The 20,020-nt window shown below is 70.2% G+C and carries 17 protein-coding genes; 4 read left to right on the top strand and 13 right to left on the bottom strand.

The genetic code is table 11. The annotated features are described in order from the left end of the window. Positions 1-3: 3 nt before the first annotated feature. From mraY to EOE66_RS16370, 10 genes are all read right to left on the bottom strand, one after another. Positions 4-1,185, bottom strand: a complete 1,182-nt coding sequence (gene mraY / locus EOE66_RS16415; protein WP_128229819.1) for a phospho-N-acetylmuramoyl-pentapeptide-transferase — start codon at positions 1,183-1,185, stop codon at positions 4-6. Beyond that, positions 1,179-2,621 (bottom strand): UDP-N-acetylmuramoyl-tripeptide--D-alanyl-D-alanine ligase, encoded by a 1,443-nt coding sequence (locus EOE66_RS16410; protein ID WP_164885130.1) that lies wholly within the window; start codon positions 2,619-2,621, stop codon positions 1,179-1,181. The genes mraY and EOE66_RS16410 overlap by 7 nt, the downstream gene beginning before the upstream one ends. Then, positions 2,618-4,126, bottom strand: a complete 1,509-nt coding sequence (locus EOE66_RS16405) for a UDP-N-acetylmuramoyl-L-alanyl-D-glutamate--2,6-diaminopimelate ligase (protein ID WP_128229818.1) — start codon at positions 4,124-4,126, stop codon at positions 2,618-2,620. Before EOE66_RS16405 ends, EOE66_RS16410 begins: the two co-directional genes overlap by 4 nt. Continuing rightward, a complete protein-coding gene (locus EOE66_RS16400) occupies positions 4,126-5,880 on the bottom strand; it encodes a peptidoglycan D,D-transpeptidase FtsI family protein (RefSeq protein ID WP_128229817.1) in 1,755 nt (584 codons plus the stop codon). Before EOE66_RS16400 ends, EOE66_RS16405 begins: the two co-directional genes overlap by 1 nt. Next, a complete protein-coding gene (gene ftsL, locus EOE66_RS16395) occupies positions 5,877-6,191 on the bottom strand; it encodes a cell division protein FtsL (RefSeq protein ID WP_128229816.1) in 315 nt (104 codons plus the stop codon). The genes EOE66_RS16400 and ftsL overlap by 4 nt, the downstream gene beginning before the upstream one ends. 16 nt (positions 6,192-6,207) lie before the next feature. Next, a complete protein-coding gene (gene rsmH, locus EOE66_RS16390) occupies positions 6,208-7,140 on the bottom strand; it encodes a 16S rRNA (cytosine(1402)-N(4))-methyltransferase RsmH (protein ID WP_128229815.1) in 933 nt (310 codons plus the stop codon). Further along, the gene (locus EOE66_RS16385; protein WP_128229814.1) at positions 7,137-7,571 is read right to left on the bottom strand and encodes a division/cell wall cluster transcriptional repressor MraZ; all 435 of its coding nucleotides are present in this window, start codon (positions 7,569-7,571) and stop codon (positions 7,137-7,139) included. The genes rsmH and EOE66_RS16385 overlap by 4 nt, the downstream gene beginning before the upstream one ends. Before the next feature lie 322 nt (positions 7,572-7,893). Beyond that, the gene (locus tag EOE66_RS16380) at positions 7,894-8,502 is read right to left on the bottom strand and encodes a PEP-CTERM sorting domain-containing protein (protein ID WP_128229813.1); all 609 of its coding nucleotides are present in this window, start codon (positions 8,500-8,502) and stop codon (positions 7,894-7,896) included. 196 nt (positions 8,503-8,698) lie between these two features. After that, entirely contained in the window at positions 8,699-9,520 is an 822-nt protein-coding gene (locus EOE66_RS16375; protein ID WP_128229812.1) for a DUF4198 domain-containing protein, read from the bottom strand. Then, positions 9,520-11,613: a TonB-dependent receptor gene (locus EOE66_RS16370; protein ID WP_128229811.1), complete on the bottom strand. Its 2,094-nt coding sequence runs from the start codon at positions 11,611-11,613 to the stop codon at positions 9,520-9,522. The genes EOE66_RS16375 and EOE66_RS16370 overlap by 1 nt, the downstream gene beginning before the upstream one ends. Positions 11,614-11,776: 163 nt before the next feature. Between EOE66_RS16370 and EOE66_RS16365 the strand changes: the two genes are divergently transcribed. Then, entirely contained in the window at positions 11,777-12,112 is a 336-nt protein-coding gene (locus EOE66_RS16365) for a hypothetical protein (RefSeq protein WP_128229810.1), read from the top strand. Here EOE66_RS16365 and EOE66_RS16360 read toward each other — a convergent pair whose 3' ends face one another. Then, positions 12,113-13,261, bottom strand: a complete 1,149-nt coding sequence (locus EOE66_RS16360) for a carbonic anhydrase (RefSeq protein WP_128229809.1) — start codon at positions 13,259-13,261, stop codon at positions 12,113-12,115. Between the two features lie 199 nt (positions 13,262-13,460). After that, positions 13,461-16,430 (bottom strand): reprolysin-like metallopeptidase, encoded by a 2,970-nt coding sequence (locus tag EOE66_RS16355; protein WP_164885129.1) that lies wholly within the window; start codon positions 16,428-16,430, stop codon positions 13,461-13,463. Between the two features lie 392 nt (positions 16,431-16,822). Between EOE66_RS16355 and EOE66_RS16350 the strand changes: the two genes are divergently transcribed. Then, on the top strand, positions 16,823-17,263 hold the full coding sequence (locus tag EOE66_RS16350; RefSeq protein ID WP_128229808.1) for a hypothetical protein: 441 nt from the start codon (positions 16,823-16,825) through the stop codon (positions 17,261-17,263). Between the two features lie 143 nt (positions 17,264-17,406). Beyond that, positions 17,407-17,976, top strand: coding sequence for a cohesin domain-containing protein (locus tag EOE66_RS16345; RefSeq protein ID WP_128230211.1), 570 nt, complete (start codon positions 17,407-17,409; stop codon positions 17,974-17,976). Positions 17,977-18,052: 76 nt separating this feature from the next. Here EOE66_RS16345 and EOE66_RS16340 read toward each other — a convergent pair whose 3' ends face one another. Beyond that, positions 18,053-19,270 carry a multidrug effflux MFS transporter gene (locus EOE66_RS16340; protein ID WP_128229807.1) on the bottom strand — a complete coding sequence of 406 codons (1,218 nt, stop codon included), beginning with the start codon at positions 19,268-19,270 and terminating at the stop codon, positions 18,053-18,055. Positions 19,271-19,333: 63 nt separating this feature from the next. Here EOE66_RS16340 and EOE66_RS16335 point away from each other — a divergent pair, with 63 nt between their 5' ends. Continuing rightward, complete coding sequence (locus tag EOE66_RS16335) at positions 19,334-19,990, top strand: dioxygenase family protein (protein ID WP_128229806.1); 657 nt, start codon at positions 19,334-19,336, stop codon at positions 19,988-19,990. The last annotated feature ends 30 nt before the right edge of the window (positions 19,991-20,020 follow it).

Genomic DNA, 20,020 nt, shown 5'->3' with positions numbered 1-20,020 from the left:
CGGTCACCGCAGCTTCAGGCTGGCCAGGCCCACCAGGCACAGCAGCATGGTGATGATCCAGAAACGCACCACCACCTGCGTCTCGGCCCAGCCCTTCTTCTCGAAGTGGTGGTGCAGCGGCGCCATGAGGAAGATGCGCCGGCCCTCGCCGTACTTCTTCTTCGTGTACTTGAACCAGCCCACCTGGATCATCACGCTCAGCGCCTCGGCCACGAAGATGCCGCCCATGATGCCGAGCACGATCTCCTGCCGCGTGATGACGGCGATGGTGCCCAAAGCCCCGCCCAGCGAGAGCGCACCCACGTCGCCCATGAACACCTGCGCCGGGCTGGTGTTGAACCACAGGAAGGCCAGGCCCGCGCCGGCCATGGCGGCGCAGAAGATCAGCAACTCGCCCGCACCCGGGATGTAGGGGAAGAGCAGGTAGCGGCTGAAGTTGACGTTGCCCACCACGTAGGCGAACACACCCAGGGCGCTGCCCACCATCACCACCGGCATGATGGCCAGGCCGTCCAGCCCGTCGGTGAAGTTCACCGCATTGCTGCAGCCCACGATGACGAACCAGCTCAGGAAGATGAAGCCGAAAACGCCCAGCGGGTAGCTCACCGTCTTGAAGAAGGGCACCATCAAGTCGGCCTTGGGCGGCAGCGTGTTGCTGAAGCCGCTGGCCACCCAGTCGAAGAAGAGCTGCAGCGTGCGCAGCGCATTCGTCTCGCTCACGCTGAAGGCCAGGTACAGCGCGGCAATCAGGCCGATCAGGCTCTGCCAGAAGAACTTCTCGCGGCTGCGCATGCCTTCCGGGTCCTTGTTGACGACCTTGCGGTAGTCGTCCACCCAGCCGATGGCGCCGAAGCCGAAGGTGACCAGCATCACCACCCACACGAAGCGGTTGCTCCAGTCGAACCACAGCAGCGTGCTCACGCCGATGCCGATCAGCACCAGCACGCCACCCATCGTGGGCGTGCCCTTCTTGCCCAGGTGGGCCTGCACGCCGTACTCGCGGATGGGCTGGCCGATCTTCATCTCGGTCAGCTTGCGGATCACCCAGGGCCCGAAGGCCAGGCCGATGAGCAGCGAGGTCATCGCCGCCAGCACCGCGCGGAAGGTGATGTACTGGAAGACACGCAGGAACCCGAGGTGCTCGGGGTAGGCCTGCATCAGCCACTGGCTCAGGCTCATCAGCATGCCCGCTTCTCCTGCCCCGGCGCTGCCGAGGAATGCGCCGCAGAGATTTGCTGCAGTGCCTGCACGACCTGCTCCATCTTCATGAACCGTGAACCCTTGACCAGCACCGAGGCCGCCGCCGGGCGTTCTGCGGGCAGCGCGCTCAGCAACTCGGCCGCGCTGCCGAAATGACGATGAGCGCCGGCATGTGCACAAGCCGCACCGGCCGCCCAGAAAAACTCGATGCCCGCTGCGCGCGCCGCAGCGCCCACCTCGGCGTGGAAACGCGGGCCTTGGTCGCCCACCTCGCCCATGTCGCCCAGCACCAGCCATCGCGGGCCCGGCAGTTCGGCCAGCACGCGGATGGCGGCCAGCACCGAATCGGGGTTGGCGTTGTAGCTGTCGTTGACCAGCGTGACGGCCTGGCCGTCCAGGCGCAGACGCAGCAGTTGCGAGCGGCCGTTGACGGCGGCAAAACCCGCCAGCCCCTGGCCCACCGCCAGCAGCGGCACGCCGGCCGCGATGGCGCAGGCCGCGGCGGCCGCGGCGTTCAAGACGTTGTGGCGGCCGGCGAGTGCCAACGTGGTGTCGATGCCGCCGCGCGGGGTGTGCAGCTGCAGCTGCCAGTGCGGGGCGTCGGCCTGCGCGCCGCCTTCGGCTTGCCAGGTGGCTTGCGCCCACACGTGCTGCGCGGGGTCGCCAGCGCCCTGCAGACCGAAAGTCATCACGCGGCGGGTGCCGGCCATGCTGCGCCACAGCGGTGTGTAGGTGTCGTCGGCGGGAATGACCACCGCGCCCTCGGCCGGCAGCGCGTCGATCACGCTGCCGTTTTCGCGCGCCACGGCCTCCACCGTGGCCATGAACTCCTGGTGCTCACGCTGCGCGTTGTTCACCAGCGCCACGGTGGGCTGGGCGATGCCGGCCAGCAGCGCGATCTCGCCCGGGTGGTTCATGCCCAGTTCCACCACCGCGGCGCGGTGGCTGACCCGCAGGCGCAGCAGCGTCAGCGGCACGCCGATGTGGTTGTTCAGGTTGCCGGCGGTGGCCAGGGCGCCTTCACCATGCGCGGCGCGCAGCATCGCGGCCACCATCTGCGTGACAGTGGTCTTGCCGTTGCTGCCCGTCACCGCCACCAGCGGCAGCGTGTGGGCGGCGCGCCAGCCGCGGGCCAGTTGCTGCAGTGCGGCCAGGGTATCGGCCACCAGCAGGCCGGGCAGGCCGGCTTCGGCCAGGCCGTGCTCGGCGATGGCCGCCACGGCACCGGCCTCGCGCGCCGCAGCGAGGTGGGCATGCCCATCGAAACGTTCGCCGCGCAGCGCCACGAAGCAATCGCCCGCCTGCGTGCTGCGTGTGTCGGTGTGCACACGTTGCAGCGGCGTGGCTCCGTCACCCACCAGGGTGCTGCCGGGCAGCAGCGCGTGGGCCTGGGCCAGGGTCATCAGCAGGGGCGCGTTCATGCAGCCACCCCCACGGCAACCCGCGCGCGCAGCGCCGCTTCGGCTTCGGCGAGATCGGAATACGGCAGGTGCTCGGCACCGACGATCTGGTAATCCTCGTGGCCCTTGCCCGCCAGCAGCACCACGTCGTGCGGGCCGGCTTCGGCCACGGCCTGGGCCACGGCGGCGCGGCGGTCCACCAGCGCGCTGACGTGGGCCGCGTCGGCCGCACCGGCCAGCACCTGATCGACGATGGCCTGCGGCTCTTCGAAACGCGGGTTGTCGCTGGTGACGATCACGCGGTCGGCCGCAGCCGCGGCGATGCCGCCCATCAGTGGGCGCTTGGTGGCGTCGCGGTTGCCACCGCAGCCGAACACGCACCACAGCCGGCCGCCGCGCGCCGTGGCCAGCGGGCGCAGCGCGCGCAGCACTTGCGAAAGTGCGTCGGGCGTGTGGGCGTAGTCCACCACCACTTCGACACCGGCCCCGCCCACGGCCGGCACGCGCTGCAGGCGGCCGGGCACGGGCGTCAGCTGTGCGGCCACGGCGGCGGCCTCGGCCAGCGGCACGCCCAAGGCGCGCAGGCCGCCCAGCACCACCAGCAGGTTGCTGGCGTTGAACTCGCCCACCAGCTGCGTGTGCACCTCGGCTTGCGCGGCGCCTTCGGCCAGCGTGAAGGCCAGGCCCGCCGGCTCGTAGTGCAGGCCCAGGGCCTGCAAGCGCGCCGGGCCTTGCAGCGAGACGGTCCACACGTCCAGCGTGCCGGCCTGCTGCAGCTCGGCGGCGAGCTGGGCGCCCCAGGCGTCGTCGACGTTGATCACCGCCGCGCGCAGCCCCGGCCAGCTGAAGAGGCGACGCTTGGCTTCGCCGTACGCGGCCATGCTGCCGTGGTAATCGAGGTGGTCTTGCGTGAGGTTGGTGAACAGCGCCACGTCGATGCGCGCGGCGTTCAGGCGCTGCTCCACCAGGCCGATGCTGGACGCCTCCAGCGCGCAGGCCGAGAAGCCGAGGTCGACAAAACCGCGGAAGGCCTGGTGCAGCGTCACCGGATCCGGCGTGGTCAGGCCGGTCGATGACACTTTGTCGGGCTCGCCCACGCCGAGCGTGCCGATGACGCCGCAGCGCCGGCCCAGCCGCGTGAGCGCCTGCGCCGTCCACCAGGCGGTGCTGGTCTTGCCGTTGGTGCCGGTGGTGGCCACCACGTCGAGCACGGCGCTGGGCTGGGCCATGCACAGGTCGGCGATCTCGCCGGTGGCGGCCTTCAGGCCCGGCAGCGTGGCGATGCGCGCATCGTTCAAGCCGAAAGCGTCCACACCCTCGGCTTCCACCAGGCAGGCGGCGGCGCCGGCGGCCAGGGCCTGGGCCACGAACTTGCGGCCGTCGGTGGCCTGGCCCGGCCAGGCGATGAAGGCATCACCCGGCTGCACGGCGCGGCTGTCGCAGCGCAGGCGGGCGCCGCCTTGCAGCGCCACGCGTGCGGCCAGCCACGCGGCGGCGTCTTGCGGGGTGGTGAGCACGGTGAGCATCAGAAGCTCTCCGTTTCGCTGGGCACGGGCTTGGCGCTGATCTGCGCCTTCACGTCGATGTCGGGCGCCACGTTCATCATGCGCAGCGTCTGCTGCACCACCTGGCTGAACACCGGCGCGGCCACTTCGCCGCCGTAGTAGACGCCCTTGCCCGGCTCGTCGACCATCACCGCCACCACGATGCGCGGGTTGCCCACGGGCGCCAGGCCCACGAACCACGAGCGGTACTTGTTGCCGTAGCCCTTGCCCTCTTGCTTGCGCGCGGTGCCGCTCTTGCCGCCCACCGAGTAGCCGATGGCCTGGGCCTTGGTACCCGTGCCGCCGGCGCTGGTGGCCATCAGCAGCATCTGGCGCACCTGTTGCGCGGTCTTGGCGCTCATGACGCGCTGGCCGCCGGTGGGCGTGTCGGTGCGCTGGATGGTCACCGGGATCAGCTCGCCGTCGCGCGCAAACACGGTGTAGGCGCGCGCCAGCTGGAACAGGCTGGCCGAGAGCCCGTAGCCGTAGCTCATCGTCGCGTGCTCGATGGGCCGCCAGGTCTTGTAGGGGCGCAGCCGGCCCGTCACCGCGCCGGGGAAATCGATGCGCGGCTTCTGGCCCAGGCCGATGGCGGTGTACATCTCCCACAGCTCGCGCGCGGGCATGGCCAGCGCCAGCTTCACGGTGCCGACGTTGCTGCTCTTCTGGATGACCTGCGCCACCGTCAGCACGCCGTGCGGGTGGGCGTCGTTGATGGTGCTGCCGGTGATGGTGATGCGGCCCGGCGCGGTGTTGATGGGGGTGTCCGGCGTCACGCGGCCGGTCTCCAGCGCCAGGGCGGCCACGAAGGGCTTCATCGTCGAGCCGGGCTCGAAGATGTCGGTCAGCGCGCGGTTGCGCAGCTGCGCGCCACTGAGGTTCTTGCGGTTGGCAGGGTCGTAGCTCGGGTAGTTGGCCAGCGCCAGCACCTCGCCGGTCTGCGTGTCCAGCACCACCACGCTGCCGGCCTTGGCCTTGTGTTCGAAGACGGCGTCGCGCACGCGCTGGTAGGCGAAGAACTGCACCTTGCTGTCGATGGACAGCGTGATGTCCTGGCCGTGCACCGGGTTGGCCTGGTCGCCGATGTCTTCCACCACGCGGCCCAGGCGGTCGCGCACCACCTGGCGCTGGCCAGCCTGGCCCAGCAGCTGGGTCTGGAAACCGAGCTCGATGCCTTCCTGCCCCTTGCCGTCGATGTTGGTGAAGCCCACCACGTGCGCAGCGGCCTCGCCCTCGGGGTAGCGGCGCTTGTACTCGCGCACTTCCTGCACGCCCTTCAGGCCCATGGCCTTGATGTCCTGCCAGGCGGCTTCTTCCACGTGGCGGCGCAGCACCACGGCGCCGCTGTTCACGCCGTCCAGCCGCTCGTTCAGCTCGGACAGCGGCATCTCCAGCTTCTGCGCCAGGGCCTTGCGCTGCGCGGTGTCGGCGCTGAAGGTCTTGGCGTCCACCTGCACCGAAGGCAGGGCCACGCTGGTGGCCAGCACGAGGCCGTTGCGGTCGAGGATGCGCCCGCGGCTGGCCGGCAGCGGCTGCTTGTGCACGAAGCGCTTCTCGCCCTGCGCCTGGTAGAAATCGGTGGCGATGATCTGCAGGTGCACCGCGCGCCCCAGCAGCACCAGGAAGGCCAGGCCCACCAGCAGCACGACGAAACGCGAGCGCCAGGGCGGCGTCTTGCTAGCCAGCAGCGGGCTGGTGGCGTAGTTGACGCTGCGCACGGTGGTGGGCGTGCTCATCGGCTGGCCCCCGGGGTTGCCGCAGCGGCGCTGGCGGCGGTTGCCAGCGGGTCCACCACGTAGGCCGTCACGCCCGGCGTGGCGGTGCGCATCAGCAGCTTTTCGCGCGCGGTGCGCTCCACGCGCAGGTGCGTGCCCTGGGCCTGGGCCTCGGCGTCCAGGCGCTTGTATTCGGCGTCGAGCTGGCGCTGCTCGGCGCGCGCGGCGTCCAGCTGCGCGAAGAGCTGGCGCGATTCATAGCTGGTCTTCACCAGCACCAGGCAGCTGGCGAGCAAGGCCGCCACGAGCAGCAGGTTGAGCTTCAGGCCCATGCCGTGTGCCCTGCCTTCAGGCCGCCAGCGTGCGTTCGGCCACGCGCATCACGGCCGAACGCGCGCGCGGGTTGGCGCTGATCTCTTCGGCGCTGGGCTTGATGCGCGCCAGCGCGTTCAGCCGCATCGCCTTGGCCGGCGCGAAGGGCGCGCGGCGGTCCACCACCTCGCGGCTTTCGCCGGCGATGAAGGTCTTCACGATGCGGTCTTCCAGCGAGTGGAAGCTGATGACCACCAGGCGCCCACCCGGCGCCAGCAGCGCCAGCGCCGCCTTCAGCCCTTGTTGCAGCGCCTCAAGCTCGGCGTTGACGTGAATCCGTAGAGCTTGAAACGTGCGCGTTGCAGGGTCCTGGCCTTGCTCGCGGGTTTTGACGGTGCGAGCCACGAGCGCGGAAAGCTCGCCGGTGCGCAAGACGGGATGGCCGCTTTCGCGGCGAGCGACAAGCGCCTTTGCAATCGGAGCAGCAAACCGTTCTTCGCCATAGTCACGTATCACCTCCGTGATCTCACGCACGTCGGCACGTGCCAGGAATTCAGCCGCCGTCTCGCCGCGCGTGGTGTCCATGCGCATGTCCAGCGGGGCGTCAAACCGAAAGCTGAAGCCGCGCTCGCCGTTGTCGATCTGCGGCGAGCTGATGCCCAGGTCGAGCAGCACGCCCGCCACCTGGGTGATGCCGCGCGCGGCCAGCTCCTCGGCCATGCTGTCGAAGCTGGCGTGGCAGATGGCGAAACGCGGGTCGGTGATGGCTTGCGCCGCGGCGATGGCCTCGGGGTCCTTGTCGAAGGCCAGCAGGCGGCCCGCCGGCCCCAGCAGCGCCAGCACGGCGCGGCTGTGCCCGCCGCGGCCGAAGGTGCCGTCCACGTAAAGGCCATCGGGCTGCGTCACCAGGGCCTCGACGGCCTCGTTCAGCAGCACGGTGGTGTGGCGCCATGCAGGGGCCGTGTTCACCGGATGACCAGGTTGCGCAGCGCTTCGGGCCGGCCTTGGGCCAGGGCCTCGGCCTCGCGGGCCTCGTGGCGGGCGCTGTCCCAGAGCTCAAAATGCGAGCCCACGCCCATGAACTTGACCTTCTCCACCAGGCCGGCCCATTCCCGCAGCTCAGGCGGGATCAGCACGCGCGCGGCGCCGTCGAGTTCCACCTCGGTGGCGCTGCCGATGAAGAAGCGACGCCAGGCGTCGTTCTCGGTGGCCAGCGAGAGCACGCTGTTCTCGAAGTTCTCCCACACGGGTAGCGGGTACAGCGAGAGGCAGCCATCGGGGTTCTTGGCCACGACCATCTGGCCCTGCACGGTGGCCATGAGCACGTCACGCCAACGGCTGGGCACGGTGATGCGCCCCTTGCCGTCCAACGTCAGTACCGGACCCCCGCGGAACACCATGACAGCCACTTTCCCCCACTAAACACCACGAACTCCCACTTTAACTGAGCACCAGGGCCCGGGTCAATGCGACGCGCCCCAAAAAATCAATCAAATCAAGCACTTAGACGCCGAAGTGGAAGTCGACGGAGGGAGAAAGTTGTTCTGAATGAAGGACTTGGAAGGGTGACTGAAAGTCGTTTCTGAGAACTTCAGACCCCACGGGCCGACAGGTGCGAGCCCGCCGAACTGGCCCGCACGGCGCGAAGAAAGCAAAAAGCCCGGGCTGGACCCGGGCTCTGGAGGTGGCTCGCCGCTGCGCGGCGGGCTGGAAGCGCGCCGATCAGGCCTGCGCGTTGCGGCGCGAGTTGCGCAGCAGCAGTGCGCCCACGCCCAGGGCCATCATCAGCCAGGTGCCGGGCTCGGGAATGGCCGCCACGCCCACCGTCAGGTTGCCCATGCCGGCATAAACGCCCGCGGTCGAGGCGATGGTCATCGAAGTGATGCCGAGGGTGGTGGTGAAACCACGGAAGCTGCCCGTTGTCTCACTGACCGGGGTGAAGGTGGTGGTCGTGCCGTCGCTCAGCGTGAGCGTGACCGGCACCGGCTGGAACACGTCACTGATGTTGGTGGCCCAGAAGTTGCCGCCGATGGCGGTGACAGTGGCGCCAGAGAAGGTGACGGTCAGTGTCTCGGTGGGCAGGTTGGTGCCGATGAGGGTGCCGTTGCCGTACACGCCGCCGGGGGCCGACACGGTGTAGGTGAACCCATTGCCCGTGAAGGTGGCCGAGGGTTCTCCGCTGAAGAACGGGTCGGCGAAGCCTTCGGTGTAGGAGCCCGGCGCCACGTTGGCCAGGAAAGTGGCCGCGCTGGTGTAGGTGGTGGTCTGGGCGGAGGCAGCGGCAGATACGGCCAACAACGCGGCAGCCAGAGCGACGTGCGTAACCTTCATGGGTGCGAACTCCTGATGAGGGGTGACGGGCGGCACAGGCGCCATGCCCGTGAAACTTGCACACCCATGATCGTCTGCACAGACCTGTCGCGAACCCCTCATTCCCAGGGGCGCAAGGCCTCCGGAGGGGTGGTCGACCCTCCAAGTGCCTTGCAACTTAGGGGGGGGGCCGGGCGCGGCGCTGTGCGGCGCCGGCTCAGGGCCGCGGCAGCACCTCGAACGCCAGCGTGATGAAGCGGCTGTCCCATGCGTCGGCCTGCTTCTCGGCAGCGCGAAGCTCCACGCCCCGCAGGACCCAGCGCGCGGCCAAGGGCACCGGGATGTTCACGCGGCCCTCGGCGTCGGTCTGGCGCCAAACACCCAAGGGGCTGAGGTCGCTGCGCAGTTCCAGTGGCAAGCCGGCCAGAGGCTGGCCGTCGCGCAGCAACTGAGCGCGCAGCGTATCGCCGGCACGCAGCGGCAGCGGGCTTTCCAGCCGCAAGTCGATGGGGAGGCCCGCGATGGCCTCGGGCACGGTGGCGGCGACGGCCGCGGCCTCCAGGGCGTTCACCTCGATGCGCGAGACCTTGGTGTAACTCTCCTGCCAGCGCACGCCGCGCGCACGCAGCGCTGCCCAGCGCTCGCGCACGGCCGGCAGGGCGCTCACCTCCTGGAGGTAGACCTCCACGGTGGCATCGTCGATGTCGATGGCGATGGGGTGCAGCTGCGCCCAGCAGGTCAGTGCAGCACCGGCCGGCACCGGCCTGGCTGAACGCAGCACCAGCGCCGTGGGCCGGTCGGCCACCCAGCGCATGGGCGCGGCGCGCTGGCCCGGGCCCTGGCAGCCGTGGCTGCGCAACTGCGTCAGCGGGATGGTGACTTCCTGCACCGGGAACTGGTTGCCCGTGCCGAAGGCGAACACCACCTCACCGCGGTCGGTGCGCGGCAGCGGCGCGAACCAGCTGTCGTGGGCACTGGCGGTCGCGCCGGCGCCCGCCAGCAGGGCTGCCAGCGCGGCTTGAGCAGCAGCGCGGCGCATCAGAAGCTCACCTGCAGCGTCAGACGCAGGTTGCGCGGCTCGGCGGGGTGCACGTGGCGGTCGCCCACGGGCGCGGCCTCGCCGGGCAGCTGCGATTCGTAGAAGTACTGGATGTCGTTGACGCGGCGGTCGAAAAGGTTGAAGACGTCCAGCGTCACGCTGGCCGGGTGACCCACCAGCTTGCCCAGCGCCTTGGTCACGCGCAGGTTGAAGGTGGAGGCCGGGATCGAGCGCACGCTGTTGTCTTCGGCCAGCGCGCCCGGGCCGAGGTAGCGCCACTGCAGGCTGGCGGTCCAGCCGTCGAGATCCTTCACGGTGCCGGCCACGCTGGCCACGCGGTCGATGGCATTGGGGATGCGGCTGCCGTCCTTCAGGCGCGCATGGCTGAAGGCCAGGTCGGCATCGAACAGGAACCAGGGCACCGGCTGCCAGCGGTTGCTGAACTCGATGCCGTGGCGGCGGCTGCCCAGGCTGGCTTCGGTGGCGCCGGCGTCGCCGATGTAGACCAGCTCGCTGGCCGAGCGCAGGCCCCACACCGACACCGAGCTCTGCAGCCCGCGCACGGCCTCGGTGCGCAGGCCGATCTCGGCGCCCGTCACCGGCACCAGAGCCGGCACGGGGTCGGCCGGATCGCCGGTCTTGGGATCGAATCGCGCCGTCATGCCGCGCGCATCGTTGCTGTGGAAGCCGCGGCCGGCGTTGAAGAAGAGCTCGGTGCGCGGCGTCGCTGCCCACACCACGGTGAGCTTGGGCGAGAGTTGCGTGTCGGTGGCACTGCCGCCATTGGCCGGCAGCGTGAGCGCATCCACGCGCGCCTGCAGGCGGTCGGCCCGCAGCCCCAGCACGGCCCGCCACTCGGGCGTGAACTCCACGGAGGTCTGGGCGTAGGCGCCAAGCTGCGTCTGCCGCACGCGGTCTTCACGCACGGTGTTCGTGATGCGACGCGCCACGCTGTCGTACAGGCCCACGCGGATGCGGTCGTGGCGCAGTTGCACGCCGGCCAGGGTGCGCGCCGCAAAGGGCCCGAGGTCGTGGCTGACGATGTGCTCGGCGTCCAAGCCGTAGACCGTGCGCTTGTCGGTCTGCTTGAACTGGTCGCCATCGGCCGGACGCTCCAGCGCGTAGCTGAAGTTCGAGTTCAGGTCGAGGTCGTAGTGGATGAAGTAGCCCGAGACCGTCGTGCGCCCCGCAGCGCCGTCGTTGTGCCACTGCGCCGACAGGCTGCTGCGCTGGCTGTCGCCCCCGGTGGTGGGGTCCAGGCTGTCGTAACGGCCGAAGGGGCGGCCCTGGTAGGTGCCGGCGTCGATCAGGCGTTGCGGCACCTGGTCGGTGGCCGTCCAGCGCGAGCGGTAGGCCATGGCCGTGGCGTGCCAGCCCTGGGCGCGCGTGCCGCCGCTGAGCATGAACACGCCATTGAGCTTGCGCACGCGCTCCGGCACGGTCCAGGGGCCGTCGGTGTTCATCAACTCCACCGCGCCCAGCGCCGTGAGGCCCGGCGCCATCGCGCCCGAGGCGCCGGTCACGCCGCGGCGGTAGCCGTTTTCGCCCAGCGTGAGTTGCGCAAAGGGCGCGGCCACGCTGTGCAGGTACTCGATGTCGGCCGAGCCCGCGGCCGCGAAATCGCCCACGGCCGCGAAGTACGGGCCCTTGCGGTACTCCACCCGATCCACCAGTTCGGGCAGGAGCCAGTTCATGTCGCTGTAGCCCTGGCCGTGGCCGTGCGTGGGCATGTTCACCGGCATGCCGTTGATGCGGGTGGCGAAGTCGGTGCCGTGGTCGAGGTTGAAGCCGCGCAGGAAGTACTGGTTGGCCTTGCCGTCGCCCGAATGCTGCGTGACGATGACCCCGGGCACGAACTCCAGCACCTCGCCGGGGCGCTGCGCGGGCCGGCTCTGCAGCAGCGCGCGGCGGATGGTGCCGGCCGAGGCGGCGTCCTGCGTGCCCACGGCGTTGTCGTAGTGGCTGCCCTGCACGATGATGGTCTGCGGCGCGCCCGTCACGGGGCCGCCGTGGTTGGCCAGGGCGGGCAGCCCCCAAGTGGCGCCGGCAGCCAGGGCCAAGGGGGAAAGGCGGGAAACGAAGGACAGGCGCATGGGTTCTCGGGTGGCTTCAAGGAGCCCGGCAGGCCCGGGCAGGTGCAGGGTTGTACGACAAACCCGGGGCGCTCGGATGCAGCCGGGTTGCCGGCAGGCCGCCAGCCTGGGCAGGCAAGTTTGAAACAATCAAGGCCCTGACCCTCACCCCGCACCTGGCGCCATGTCCTACCAAGACCCCTTGTGGAAACTGCGCCACGCCCTGGCCGGCGTGGCGCTGGCCCTGGTGTTGGCCGTGCTGGCGGCGGCCTTCGCAGGCCGGGTGCTGGGGGATTTGTTCGTGGGCAGCTATGGCGCGCGCGTGGCCTTCTACGGCGCGCTGCTGCTCTACGTGGTGGTGGGCGCCGGGGTGCTCTTCGCCAAGGTGGCGCAGCACGAGACCCGGCCACTTTCGGCCGGCCGCGTGGCCTTGTGGTTCGCGAGCCTGTGGCTGTGGCCGGTGCTGCTGTTCGCGCGGCGCGGCGGTGCCGGGCCCGGGCCCGGGCCTGGGCAGCCCTAGTCAGTCCGACTGCAGGATGCGGCGGCCCGAGGCCGATTGCACCGGGCGCGCGTTCATCGGGTAGATGCGCGAGAAGATGCCGATCTGCTCGGCCGTGAGCGACTGCGGCGCACGCATCACCACCCACTGCACGCCCTCGGAACAGGGCGGCGTGGTCAGCGAGCCCATGTAGGTGTAGTAGCGGCGGTCGTCGGGCAGCAGCTCGGTCAGCGCGAGCGGCTGGCGTGCCGGCCGTGCGTCGCCACGCTCCAGCGGCAGGTTGTTCCACACCTCCTGCACCACGGCGTTGGCCGGGCCTTCGTCGAAGAGCAGCGCCACCACGGCCAGGCGGCCCTGCTCGTCCTTGTGCACGAGGTGCAGCGACATCTCGAACTGGCGTCCGTCGATGCGTTCTTCAGACGGCCGGTGGAAATGGAACTGCTGCAGTTCGAACTTCCGCCCGCCGATGTCGATGGTGTTGCCGGGTTGCAGTTGCACCTGCACGGTGTGCCCGTTGTCGACGACGCTGAACTTGCTGTCCTGGTAATTGAACTTCACCGGCTCCAGGTTCACGGCCAGACCGCCGCGGATGTCGATGGGGCTCTGCCGCTGGCCGGTCTTGCACAGCCCGAACTCCGGCCTTAGCGATGCCCAGCCAGCCGGGCCATGCTCGCCTTCGTAACCCCAGTGCACGGCACCCGCACCCGGGCCGTGGGCCACCTTGCCCCCGCGGGCCCGGCTGGGTGCGGCGCCGTGGGCCGCCGCCGCGCTGGGCGGCTGCAGCCCGCTGCGGGTGCTGATGCGCACGTCGAAGGAGCCGCTGGCGGTGGCGCCCTTGGGTGCCACGAGCCGATCGGCCAGGCGCTGGCGCAGGTGCTCCAGGGGGTCGGTGCTGGCGGCGGCGGTGTCGGCCGGCAAGGGCACGTCATCGGGCACCGGGGCCGGGGCGGGAGCAGCGGCACGGCGAGTGGCCGGCGCCACGATGGTGGCGGGCGATCGGCCGGCTGCCGCGTTGGGCGGCGCCGAGCGGGTGGCCGGCGCCGCCTTGGCCGCGCCGTGCGCAGCGCCTTCAGCCCAGGCGCTGCCGGCCCCGGCCCAGGCCAGGGCACAGGCCAGCCCGAGATGCCCCCAGGTGGGCCACGGGCGTGCAGGGTTCAGTTTGGGCGTCATGGTCATAGCTCCTCGGCTTCATATCGGCCGCAGGCAGCTTTGACTTGATGGCCCCCCGGGGAAGCCCATTGCACGGCTGAGCCTGATGCCCGCAGCACCCGGCGGCGCAGCGCCGAAACAAAAAGACCTCCGCCCGGCGAACCGGGCGGAGGTCTGGGCGGCCCGCGGGCCCTGGCCGGGCCCGCGTCTCAGCGCTGCGTCAGCTGCAGCGCACGCCCACCGTGGCGCGGTTGGCCACATAGGCGAGGTCGCGCACGTCGATGACGCCGTCGTTGTTGAAGTCGGCACGGGCGTCGAAGCCGGGGTCGCCGACCCGCTTGCCGATGAGCGACCTCATGATCGCCAGATCGGCGCAATCGACCTGACCGTCGCCCGTGAGGTCGGCACGCAGCACCACCGTGAGGTTGGTGTTGGAGATGTCGAAGAACACGTTGTCAACCGCCTCGACCTTGATGCGCGCGGCCGTGGCGTTCACCAGCGGCACCGTCACCTTCTGCGAGCCGTCGTTCGGCGTGCTGGCGGCCATCACGTACGGGAAAGTCAGGCCGCCGTCCACCGACATCGAGATCTTCACGTTTGCGGTGCCGATGGGCGCGGCGCTGGTGCCAGCCACGTCCCACGTCACGGTGACGGGCGAGCCGGCTTCCAGCGTGGCGGCGGCATTCGGGAAGGTGACGAGGAAGGGGCCGGTGCCCGGAGCGAGGGTCAGCACCGTGTTGGCGCTGTTCACGCCACCGCGACCGTCGCGCGCCGTGAGGCGGAAGTTCAGGCGCGCCGGGCTGGCGTTCACGCCGGCGAAACCGGTGTAGCTGGCGGTCGGCAGGAACTCGGAGAAGCAGTCGACCTGGGCGTTGCCTGTGAAGGCCGCGCAAGTGCCCGTCTCGGCGTTGGTGACGTTGGCCAGGATCTGCGGCAGGTCGGGGAAGACGCGCGTCGGGTCGGTCGTGGTCTGGTTCTGGCCCGGCGGCGCGTAGATGTTGGCGTTGAAGACCGCACGCGTGCCGAACTGGCGGAAGAGCGGGCCGTCCACCTTGGTGTTGTTGGTCAGCGCGGTGGCCGCCGTGCCGCCTCGATCGTTCTGCTCCCACATGTAGGTGACGGCGTCGCCGTCGGGGTCGGTGGCGCTGCCGGTCAGCGCGAAGGGCGTGCGCAGGGGGATCGTGAAGGCAGCCGGCGCCGTGACCACCGGGGCCGAGTTGCCCGTGGCGATGACGGTGCTGCCGCCGCGGGTGCTGATGCCGCCCTTGACGATTTCACCCACGTAGCCCGTGCAACCACCCGTGCAGCCCACCAGTTCCAGGTTGGCCGCATTCACGCCAGCCAGCGCACCACCGAAACCGATGGTGAAACCCGTGTCCGTGAGCCCGCTGATCGACACCGTGCCACCGGCCGGCCAGCCGGCGATGGCCTGCACCGCGGCCTGGATGCCTGCCGTGGTGAAGTTGGTGCCGCGCACGATGGGCGCCGAATCGGCGCCGTTGTAACGCAGCACGAACTGCTGGCCGTTGGTGTTGTAGCTGGTCAGCGCGGCCTGCTGCACTTCCGTGAGCGACTGCTCTGCCGCACCGATGTGCGTGGTGATCTCGTCGAAGCTGCGCTGCGAGAAGTAAGGGTCGCTGTTGGCCTGCGTGTTGTCGGTGCCGCAGATGCCGGCGTAGGCCATGATCGAGGTGCCGCTGCCCGGCTCCACCGAGTTGGCCGCGCTGCGGTTGCCGGCGCAGACCGAACTGTTGAAGGTGTGGTTGCCGGCAAACTGGTGACCGATCTCGTGGGCCACGTAGTCGATGGCGAAGGCGTCGCCATCGGGCGAAGGCAGGCCGGTGCAGCCCTGCGCCTTGCCAGCCAGGCCCACCACGCCGAGGCTGGCGATGCCGCCGCCGCCCGCGCCCACGGCGATGTGGCCGACGTCGAAGTTGCTGGCCCCGATCAGCAGGCCGATGACGGTGCGCGTGCGCGTGAGCGTGGCGCTGGAGCAGCTGACCACCGCGGTGGAGTAGCAAGCGGTGCCGCCGCAGGGCCCGTTGGCCCCCGAGAACTGCGCTGCCGTGTTCAGGTTGAGCACGTCGTTGTTGGCCACGAGGACCATGCGCACCGACAGCTCGTCTTCGTAGACCTGGTTGACCCGGTTCATCAGCTGAACCTTGGCCGCCGTGACGTTGGCCGCGCCGAAGAAGGTGGCATAGGCTGGGTCGGTGACCATGGCCATGCGGTAGCTGCGCAGTTGGTTGCCCACCGAGGCCATCAGCGGCGCACCGTCGGCCACCACCTCGTACACGCTGGTGGTGGTGCTGCGGCCGTCGGAGATGGTGACTTCGTAGCTGCCGGTGGCGCGGTAGGGGTCGGCCTTGAAGCTGGCGGTGAGCGTGCCGTCTTCGCTGGCGGTGGCGTAGACGGTCTGGCGGGCTGACTGTTCGCCGGCCAGGCGCACGCTGAGCGTGACGGTGCTGTTGGGCACGAAACCCATGCCGTTGACCAGCACGTCGTTGCCGGCGTGGTACTTGCCGCGCGACAGCGACACCTGCGCCACGCGCAGCAGGCCTTCACTGAAGTTCGTCACGCGGGCCGGCAGATCGGCGCGGGCGTAGCTGGCGTAGACGCTCTGGTCGCCGCGGAAGTAGGGCTCCACGTACCACGCGCCCTTGGCAGAGCGCACCGACGCCTGGACGCCCAGCTGCGTGACGCTGAGCCGCAGCGAGGCGCTCGGGTCGTCGATGCCGCGGCCGCTGTAGGTCTTGATGTGCGGGTGCTTGGCGGCCAGGCCTGGTTCCATGATCGGCGAGTCGACCACGCTGAAGCGCTGGAAGCCACCGGCCGGGTCGGGCAGCACCATCACCAGCGGCGCCTGGCGCGCGGCCGCGCTGAACTCCGCCGGGGCACCCTGGAGCAGGCCGCCGAGGCTGGCACGGTCGAGCGTGACGGAACGGAACTTCGTGGCCTTCACGGCCACCTCGGCACCCCGCGCAGAAGCGGCCACGCCGCGCACGTCTTGCCAGAAGGCGCGCGACGGATGCGCCGCCGCCGGGGCCGCCGCCACGGGCGTTGCGCGGCTGTTGGCGGCCGTGCCCCGCGCCTGGGCGCTCGCGTCCTGCGGCGCAGCGACGCCCAGCGCCAAGACGGCGGCCGAAGCCAATGCGCCCAAGGGCATGACGGACTTGCGTGACATCTTCATCGGGGATCCTCTGCGGGGCCTGCAGCAACCTGGGCCCTCCTGGAGGCCGGATGCCGGGCGGTTGGAAAGTACGGCCACTCAGCCTTGCGGCGCATGGCGGAGGTGGAATCCTGCGTTGCGGGCAGCTCCGTACCTTTTCGGGGTAATGCCGCAATCGCAGTGGATGCCGAAGGCGCACACTGCACCTCGGTCTCCACCCATTCACTATGACGCGCAGCGCCTCCAACATCTACGCTCTCGACACCATCCCCCCCTTATTCGGGGGTCGCGTTTGCACGGCGAGCGCGAGGTTTCGCGCCGCCCTGGGGGTGTGCGTGATGCTGCTGTGCAGCGCAACGGCCTGCGCCCTGACGCCGCCCCAAGCACCCGCCGCCGAAGGCCGCACAGCCACGATGCCGAACACGCCAGCCCGCACCGCACCGGCCGCCGCACCCAGCGCAGCGAGCATCCAGCACGTGACCCTGGAGCGCGATTGCCACGGCTGCCCCAGCGGACTGCGGCTTGAACTGCCCCGCGGCGGCCCCGCCGTGAGCCACCGCATCGGCAAGGCCCGGCACCGCACCGCCGACGGCAGCGCCCGCGCCGCCCTGCCTGCCGCCGAGTTCGACGCGCTGACGAAGGCGCTCGTGGCGGCCGGCTTCTTCACCATGGCTGCGACCTACGAAGACGAAACCTTGGCCGACGGCGCCTGGATGCGCCTGACGGTGCGGCACACGGGCGGTGAGCACAGCGTCTTCCAGCGCGAGGACGCCGGCCCCGAGGGATTGAAGGCGCTGGAAGCCCGGCTCGACGCCCTGGTGGCAAGGCTGCTCTTCGTGCCAGACGCGCGTTAGCCTCATCCCCTGAATGCGGGGTTCAGGGGCTGCAGCCTGCGACAGCAGACGGCAGAGATGACACCATCCAACACCGATATCGGGCGAAGGGCCGCCAAGCCTTGCGCCACCACACCCAGACAGCCACGCAGGGAGCCCCGCGGATGAACATGGTGAAGCTGAGCAAACAAACGCTGCTTGCAGCTGCTCTCGGGCTGGCCGCCTGGGGCAGTGCCCAGGCGCAGGCCACGGTGTCGTTGAGCGCCACGCCCAACCCGGTCAACGTCGGCAGCACGCTGCAGGTGTCGGTGAACATCACCGGCGCGCTGGACCTGTACGCCTACCAGTTCTCGTTGCTCTTCAACCCGGCCGTGCTGCAGGCCACCAGCAGCAGCGATGGCAGCTTTCTGTCGGGTGGCGGCACCGTGTTCTTCGTGCCCGGCACGATCAACAACACCACCGGCAGCATCAGCTTCACGGCGGGCTCGCTGCTGGGTCTGCTGCCGGGCGTCAATGGCAACGGCACGCTGGCCACGCTCAACTTCAACGTCACGGGCCTGGGCGCCAGTGCGCTGAACTTCACCGACGGCGTGCTGGTCAATTCGGAACTGGCCGACCTGCCCTCCCAGTTCGTCAACGCAACGGTGCTGGCCGTGCCCGAGCCCGGCACCTGGCTGATGCTGGGCTTAGGCCTGGCGACCGTGGCCGGTGCCGCGCGCCGCCGCAGCGCCTGAAGGCACGGCAGCCCTGAAGAGCCGGCCTTTCGAGGCCGGTTTTTTTGTGTCTGGCCGGCGGTGGCGTCGGGCTGGCCTAGTCGCTGCCCTGCGGCAGGCGCGGCTTGACCCAGACCCAGGCGACGATGCCAATGGCCATCAAGGCCAGCGAGGTGAGCGCCAGCGCCACTGGGCTGTGCATCACCAGCGGCACCAGCAAGCCCGCCACGGCCGCGTTGGCCAGGCTGCCGATGCACGACTGCACCGATGAAGCCATCCCGCGGCGCTCGGGCACCTGGTCCAGGGTCATCAGCGTGACCACCGGCACCATCAACGACCAGCCGAAGGAGAACACCGCCACTGGCAGCATGGCCCAAGCCCAGTGCGGCTCGAACAGCAGGTTCAGCACCACGTTCACCAACGAGGTGACGAGCATGATCACGAAGCCGTGGCGGATCTGGTGGCGCGGCTTGATGCGCCCGGCCAGCCGGCCCGAGAGCGCCGCGCCGCCCATGATGCCGCCGATGGTGAGCACGAAGAACCAGAAGAACTGCGTCGGCCCCAGCGCCAGGTGCTCGCCCAGGAAAACGGGCGCGGCCAGCACATAGAGGAACATGCCGTTGAAGGGGATGCCGCTGGCCAGCACCAGCGCCATGAACTGCGGGCTCTTGGCCATCTGCCAGTAGCCGCGCATCAGGTGGCCCGCCTCGAAGGGCTGGCGCGCCTGCACGTGCAGCGTCTCGGGCAGCCAGCGCCACATGCTGGCCAGCAGCACCGCGCCCAGCAGCACCAGCAGCCAGAAGATGGCGTGCCAGTCGGTGTGGGCGTAGAGAAAGCCGCCGATCATCGGCGCCACCGCCGGCGCGATGCCGAAGTAGATGGTCACCTGCGACATCACCCGCTGCGCGTCGGCCGGCGGGAACATGTCGCGGATGATGGCGCGCGAGACCACCATGCCCGCCCCGGCCGACATGCCCTGTAGCGCGCGGAAGAACACCAGCTGGCCGATGGTCTGGCTGAGCGCGCAGCCGAGCGAAGCCAGCGTGAACAGCGCCACCCCGGCCAGCACCACGGGCCGGCGGCCCAGGCTGTCGGACAGCGCGCCGTGGAACAGGTTCATCACCGCGAAGCCCAGCAGGTAACTGGACAGCGTCTGCTGCATCTGCACCGGGGTGGCGCCCAGCGAAGTGGCGATGCCCGAGAAAGCCGGCAGGTAGGTGTCGATCGAGAACGGCCCCAGCATGCCCAGGCAGGCCAGCAACAGGGCCAGCGTCCAGCGGGGGCCGGGCCACAGGAGCTTGGCGTCGGGGTTCATCGGGGCGGGGTCAAACGGGGCAGTTTAGGCGCGGGCCGCGCTTTCGGTGCTTCAATCCGCGCCATGCCCATCGAACACCATCCCCGCCGCCGTGCCGTGCTGATGGCCGCGGCGGCCACAGCCCTGGCCGGGCCGGCCTTGGCTTCGTCGCGCCGCGCCCTGGCCGAGATGACCGAGGGCCCCTTCTACCCACCGCGCGCCTGGCGTGAGGCCTGGCCCGACCAGGACGCCGACCTCTCTCGCGTGCGCATCGGCGAGCAGTTGCTGCAGGCGCAGGGCGAACACCTGGGCCTGGAACTGGCGGTGACCGACACCGCAGGCCGGCTGATCGACCAGGCCGAGATCGAGATCTGGCAGTGCGACGCGCTGGCCCACTACCGCCACCCGCGGGTGAAGGCCGAACCCGGCCGCTTCGACCCCGGCTTCCAGGGCTTCGGTGCCACGCGCAGCGGGGCACAGGGGCTGGCGCGGCTGCGCACCATCAAGCCCGTGCCCTACCCCGGGCGCACGCCGCACATCCACTTCAAGCTGCGGCACGCGAGCTTTGGCGAGCTGACCTCGCAGCTCTTCGTGTCGGCCGACCCCGGCAACGAGGGCGACTTCTTGTGGCGCCGCCTGAAGACCGCCGATCGACCCGGCCTGACGATGGTGCTGCAGCCCGCCACGCTGGACAACGGCCTGCGCTGGATGGCCCGCCACACGCTGGTGGTGCCGGCCTGAAGCCCGGGCCGCCGCGCGAGGCGGCGCACC

Source organism: Rubrivivax rivuli, assembly GCF_004016505.1.
GTDB classification, from domain to species: Bacteria; Pseudomonadota; Gammaproteobacteria; order Burkholderiales; family Burkholderiaceae_C; genus Rubrivivax; species Rubrivivax rivuli.
The sequence above is the reverse complement of the archived record's forward strand: the minus strand, read 5'-3'. Positions and strand labels throughout refer to the sequence as shown.

Coding starts and splice junctions, on each gene's coding strand:
- ftsL (WP_128229816.1), bottom strand. CDS start 6,191: ATGGGCCTGAAGCTCAACCTGCTGCTCGTGGCGGCCTTGCTCGCCAGC.
- EOE66_RS16370 (WP_128229811.1), bottom strand. CDS start 11,613: ATGCGCCTGTCCTTCGTTTCCCGCCTTTCCCCCTTGGCCCTGGCTGCC.
- EOE66_RS16380 (WP_128229813.1), bottom strand. CDS start 8,502: ATGAAGGTTACGCACGTCGCTCTGGCTGCCGCGTTGTTGGCCGTATCT.
- EOE66_RS16405 (WP_128229818.1), bottom strand. CDS start 4,126: ATGCTCACCGTGCTCACCACCCCGCAAGACGCCGCCGCGTGGCTGGCC.
- EOE66_RS16350 (WP_128229808.1), top strand. CDS start 16,823: ATGCCGAACACGCCAGCCCGCACCGCACCGGCCGCCGCACCCAGCGCA.
- mraY (WP_128229819.1), bottom strand. CDS start 1,185: ATGCTGATGAGCCTGAGCCAGTGGCTGATGCAGGCCTACCCCGAGCAC.
- EOE66_RS16360 (WP_128229809.1), bottom strand. CDS start 13,261: ATGACGCCCAAACTGAACCCTGCACGCCCGTGGCCCACCTGGGGGCAT.
- EOE66_RS16400 (WP_128229817.1), bottom strand. CDS start 5,880: ATGAGCACGCCCACCACCGTGCGCAGCGTCAACTACGCCACCAGCCCG.
- EOE66_RS16340 (WP_128229807.1), bottom strand. CDS start 19,270: ATGAACCCCGACGCCAAGCTCCTGTGGCCCGGCCCCCGCTGGACGCTG.
- EOE66_RS16410 (WP_164885130.1), bottom strand. CDS start 2,621: ATGAACGCGCCCCTGCTGATGACCCTGGCCCAGGCCCACGCGCTGCTG.
- EOE66_RS16355 (WP_164885129.1), bottom strand. CDS start 16,430: ATGAAGATGTCACGCAAGTCCGTCATGCCCTTGGGCGCATTGGCTTCG.
- EOE66_RS16375 (WP_128229812.1), bottom strand. CDS start 9,520: ATGCGCCGCGCTGCTGCTCAAGCCGCGCTGGCAGCCCTGCTGGCGGGC.
- EOE66_RS16335 (WP_128229806.1), top strand. CDS start 19,334: ATGCCCATCGAACACCATCCCCGCCGCCGTGCCGTGCTGATGGCCGCG.
- EOE66_RS16365 (WP_128229810.1), top strand. CDS start 11,777: ATGTCCTACCAAGACCCCTTGTGGAAACTGCGCCACGCCCTGGCCGGC.
- EOE66_RS16385 (WP_128229814.1), bottom strand. CDS start 7,571: ATGGTGTTCCGCGGGGGTCCGGTACTGACGTTGGACGGCAAGGGGCGC.
- EOE66_RS16345 (WP_128230211.1), top strand. CDS start 17,407: ATGAACATGGTGAAGCTGAGCAAACAAACGCTGCTTGCAGCTGCTCTC.